At 34.4% G+C, this 5,219-nt stretch carries 3 protein-coding genes and 1 pseudogene; 3 read left to right on the top strand and 1 reads right to left on the bottom strand.

Going from position 1 to position 5,219, the window contains the following annotated elements:
* Window positions 1–334 precede the first annotated feature (334 nt).
* Both HOG71_01675 and HOG71_01670 read left to right on the top strand, forming a co-directional pair.
* Complete coding sequence (locus tag HOG71_01675) at window positions 335–1,330, top strand: PorP/SprF family type IX secretion system membrane protein (protein ID MBT5989537.1); 996 nt, start codon at window positions 335–337, stop codon at window positions 1,328–1,330.
* Window positions 1,331–1,489: 159 nt separating this feature from the next.
* Window positions 1,490–2,749 carry a DEAD/DEAH box helicase gene (locus HOG71_01670; GenBank protein ID MBT5989536.1) on the top strand — a complete coding sequence of 420 codons (1,260 nt, stop codon included), beginning with the start codon at window positions 1,490–1,492 and terminating at the stop codon, window positions 2,747–2,749.
* 241 nt (window positions 2,750–2,990) lie between these two features.
* Here the strand turns inward: HOG71_01670 and HOG71_01665 are convergent.
* Window positions 2,991–3,293 (bottom strand): annotated as a pseudogene (locus HOG71_01665) (GIY-YIG nuclease family protein).
* A 568-nt stretch (window positions 3,294–3,861) separates the two neighbouring features.
* On the opposite strand from HOG71_01665, the gene HOG71_01660 reads away from it, so the two are divergent.
* A complete protein-coding gene (locus HOG71_01660) occupies window positions 3,862–5,046 on the top strand; it encodes a T9SS type A sorting domain-containing protein (GenBank protein ID MBT5989535.1) in 1,185 nt (394 codons plus the stop codon).
* The last annotated feature ends 173 nt before the right edge of the window (window positions 5,047–5,219 follow it).

The following is a 5,219-nucleotide window of genomic DNA, read 5'->3' as shown; positions in this document are numbered from 1 at the left end:
TTTTCCATATGGATGATCAATGCACATGAGTAGTACTGTTTTTTTTATTATCAGGAAGAATCATCCCCTCATAACCAAATTGGCAAGAAGCAATCTCTTTATTTGAAATGTAAACCATTCCCGTTGTTTACAATTGCCCAAAATCAGACATATTGAGTATATAAATCCTAAACAATAATATTAACCAATTATGTTTTGCAATAATGAGTATTTTCTTACTAATTAGTTCAAGTATAAAAATATTTGGAATGTTTGTCATTTTTTTGTATATTTATAAACTATTCATTTATTACTGACTTTGAGGTGTTTTGGATAAACAATTAAATGAAATACGATGAAAAGAATCTCTTTCTTAAAAACGGCCTCCATTCTCTTATTTAGCTTGTTATTATTTAATAGTACTCTCCAAGCTCAACAAGATCCACTTTATACCAATTATATGTTTAACAAATTGGTGTATAATCCTGCATATACTGGAACAAATCCTGAATTTGCCTGTGTTACTTTTTTATATCACAACCAATGGACAGGCTATTCACCTACAGAAGGAATATACAGTGGAGCTGCACCAGGAACTGAAACATTTAGTATTCATGCACCTTTCAAAGGTAGCAATTGGCTCGGTGGTTGGGGCTTTTATGCTATTCGCGATCAATTGGGTTTTCAGGAAAATCTAAGTGCCAATCTATCTTTATCAGTAAAAAAGTATTTTTCGTTTGGCGCAATCTATCTCGGATTAAATGGTGGTTTTTATCAGCGAAGTATCAACAATCGTGATTGGATTGGCCCTGATGGACATGTTTTTGATCCAAGCATACCCTCCGATGAATATAGTGATATCAAAGCCGATTTTGGAGCTGGAATTTATATCTTCAAGCATAACCGTTATTATGTTGGTGTTAGCTCTCAACATATTAATAATAGTCAATTTGATTGGGGTGGCGAAAAAAACCAGTTTGCCCGACAATCGTATATATCAGGTGGCTATAGTTTTATTTTTCCAGCTTATCCACGATTGGATATTCAACCATCATTTTTATATAAAATTGATTATGCCCGACAACAATTGGATTTGAATCTGAATGTCGTTTACTTTAATAAACTTTGGGTAGGTGCGCAGTATCGTCAGAACGATGCGGTTAGTATGTTAATAGGAGTGATCCCTAGCAAGTATATGCGGATTGGGTTTTCGTATGATTTAACCACCACAAATATGAATAGTGTGAGTAATGGAACAACGGAGTTTTTTATCCAATTTTGCAAAGGAATAAATATAGGACCTCCCTTACCACATTCTGATCTTATTATATGGACACCTCGGTTTTTGTAAGGGTATTTTTTTACTAGGAGTCAACCTAATTGCACGACCGTAGCATTACAAAACAAGCAGAGAAGTGATGTTGAGCTGAGCGAAGTCGAAGCCCATTAATACAGATACTTCTCGAAATAAGTAATTTAAGCGTATTATCTTTGCAGCTCAAAACAATCCATGAAATTTGACGAATACCACATAGCTGAAGGAATTAAACGAAGTATTGGCAATTTGGGCTATAAAAAACCAACTGACATTCAGTTTAAAGCCATTCCTCATATTTTAAATGGGGAAGATGTTTTGGCCATTGCCCACACCGGCACCGGAAAAACAGCTGCTTTTGTGATTCCTGTTTTGCATATATTGCAGCAAGAGATAAACAAAACACGACAATCGGGTGTTAAATGTCTGGTAATGGCACCTACACATGAATTGGCTCAGCAAATTGATACGGTATTTAAAACCATTGGCAAACACACCCGCATTAAAACACTTTGCATATTGGGAGGAGTTGATCAGGATCCACAAAAAGAATCTTTAGAAAAAGGAGTGGATGTGGTAATTGCTACACCCGGACGTTTATTCGATTTAGTGAGTCAGGGATCATTGGTATTAAGCCGAATACAGATTCTGATATTAGATGAAGCTGATCACATGCTTGATTTGGGCTTTATTAAAGATATCAGGGATTTGATGAAACATTTACCCAAACGCAGACAAACTCTTTTCTTTTCGGCTACGATTAACGATAAAATTAAAAAACTAGCTTATTCATTAGTGAATAATGCCATACGTATACAAATTTCACCTAAAGATCCGGTAGCAAAAAACATCGAGCATGGAGTTGCTTTCATTGATATGGATGATAAACGCTTCTTTTTAGCGGATGTGATCAATAATAATGCGGATAAAAAGATATTGGTGTTTGTTCGCACAAAAGTCAGGGCAGAGCGTGTAAAGGCTGCTATGGAGCGTGTTAACATTGAAACTGAAACCATCCATAGCGATGTGATACAGGAAGAACGGGAGCATACTATGGCGGATTTCAGAAGTGGCAAGCTCAAAGTACTGATTGCTACTGATGTAAGTGCTCGTGGTATTGATATTCCACAGGTTGAGTATGTCATTAATTATGATTTGCCTGATACAGCTGAGTTTTATGTGCATCGGGTAGGGCGTACTGGTCGTGGACGAGCTAAAGGAATTGCCATTTCGTTTTGCAGCGAAGAAGAAAAAAAAGTATTGGCCGAAATAGAAGAAAATATGGGCAAGGCAGTTTCCCGTATTGAAATGACCAATCGTGAGTATCATTTAACGCTCGAAATGCCTGCTGAAAAAGAAGATACCAATTGGAAAAATTTGCTTGATCAGGACATTCCTAAAACAAATTCACACAAAAAGAAGAAGAAAAATAAGAAGAGGCATATGAGGTCTTAGTTTCATATTATTTCTTGTTTCCGAAAAGAATGCCTCTTGGCTTTATCATTACGAATGAGGAACGAATGATGCAATCGTATAAATTGGATTTTGTTTTCTAGAGTCAGATTGCCTCACTTCACTTCGTTACGTTCGCAATGACGATCTGTTCCTGATTTCGTTGCCTTGCAGCAGATTCCTGAACTCCATTTCGTTGGCAAGGATGCACAGATTAGGAGAATTAAAGGATTTATAATGCTTGTTACCAAATATCTTTAATACTATCATATAAATTATTCCAGTTTGGATTTATTGATTCTATTAGACGGATCTTTTTATATCTGGAACCTGCTTTTATTTGTTTTTCTCGTGCAATAGCCTCCTCAATGGAATGAAAGTTTTCGAAGTAGACCAGTTTATGAAGATTGTATCTTTTTGTAAAACTATTGGGATGTATGCCTTAAATATGCTCAAATACTCGATTTGCTAAATCGTTTGTAACTCCAGTGTAAAGTGTTGTGTTATTTTTATTGGTTAAAATGTATACTGAACCTCCTCGTTCCATTATTCTAAATTAGGGCTTTTACATTAATAATTGTATTGTTTCTATATTTCATCAGAGCTCACAAATTCGTCATTGCGAATGAGGAACGAATGACGCAATCTGTTAAATCGTTTTATTTTTGAGACAGTTCCCTGTATTGAAATGACCAATCGTGAGTATCATTTAACGCTCGAAATGCCTGCTGAAAAAGAAGATACCAATTGGAAAAATTTGCTTGACCAGGACATTCCTAAAACAAATCCACACAAAAAAAAGAAGAAAAAAAAGAAGAGGCATATGAGGTCTTAGTTATTAGATCAACTTGAATTCCACTTCCTGTTTAAACCAAAAACTTCAAAGTTTTGTTTCTGATAGTATGTGTTTCTGTACAAATAATTACATATCTAAAACAGTCAACGAACAATATTCCGTACAAAATAAGTTAGATGGATAAACGAGGATTGCCTAAAAAGCAAGTTAATAAAATCACATATTTATAGTATATTCGATTTGAATTATATTGTGATATGTGCAATTTTATATCTACTTGCTTGTATAATTATGTTTTCTTCTAACTAATTGTAAAAAAATGAAATATTCTTTAGCAATAATTCTACTAAGCTTAACAATTTGTTTAAACTCGGGTTTTTCTCAAATTGTCTATACTGATATTGAACCTGACACCATCCTAATTGGTTCACAAAGTTCTAAATACCTTGATATTGATGGGGATAACATAAATGATTTTGCCTTGTTTCATGATACTGTTTTCACAGCATGGCCAAACGATAGTGGAATGGTCAATGGAATCGCACATTTTAATGGTAATGAGATTCTATGTGTTATTGATGGACATATGTATCCAAATTCACTGTATTATAATTACACAGTAGATATTGGAGCTCAGGTTTGGGCAAATTATGAAAATAATGTGCCTTTGTTTGTTTATGCCATGGTTAATGGAGAGTATCAGAATTGGGGTTATTTTCAAAAAATGACGACTGATAGATTCATCGGTATAAAAATGAATAATGGTGCTGGAACATTTTTCGGATGGATTAGAATATATATTCATCCAAGTGGCTCTTATTTGGTCTGTAGGGATTTTGCTTATAATTCGTTACCAAATGCTGAAATATACGCAGGTGAAGGAATTCCCACAGGAAAGACGAATAATGTTGTGGCAATAGATGATAGTGATTTTGGTGACGGTCGTGACATAAAATTAACCTTTAGTAAGGCTGAGAATGAATTTACAGTTTTTCAATACAGGGCATTTGTTGTTAAAGCTGAAGATACATCTACTTTTGATATTGTAAAGGCTCTTGCAGTGCCAGTTGGCAATTGTTTGGGTATTCCTCCTAATGGATCTGACCGGAATCTGAACTTGAAAGAGAATTCAAAGGATATCGATGGAGACTTGATTGTTCAAAATACTGAGTATGTTCTTTTTGTAGTTTCTTACCCTAGAGGAACCAGGGCAGAAGATTATCAAATAAGTTCGTCAGATCCTTTTGTATTATTGAATACTATCGGAATAAATGAAGCTGATAATTTATCTGAATACTATTTCTATAGCAATAATAGTTGTTATTTAAATGGAAATAGTAATGGTGTCGATTTCGTGATTTATGATTTGTCAGGAAAAATAGTAGCAAAATATGCTGAAGTAAAAGATAGCAGGGGGATTTCAGGATTAACAAAAGGGATATACATAATGGCCATTCATGATAAAGGTACTATTCGCCAAGCTAAGTTTATTATTTTAGAATAAAGATAGCTCGAGAGAAATACTAATATTGGCAAGCTCATTGTTTAGTAATGGCCGATGATAAAAAAAATAAGTCTTTTTGTATTAGTCGGTTTAATGGCAATTTTGCAGGCTTGCAATGGACAACAAAGTAATATGGAAGATAATATATTAACAAATTCAGAAACAGAAGTAGC

Source organism: Bacteroidota bacterium, assembly GCA_018698135.1.
In the GTDB taxonomy this organism is placed as follows: Bacteria; Bacteroidota; Bacteroidia; order CAILMK01; family JAAYUY01; genus JABINZ01.
This window is presented reverse-complemented; position numbering and strand designations above follow the sequence as displayed.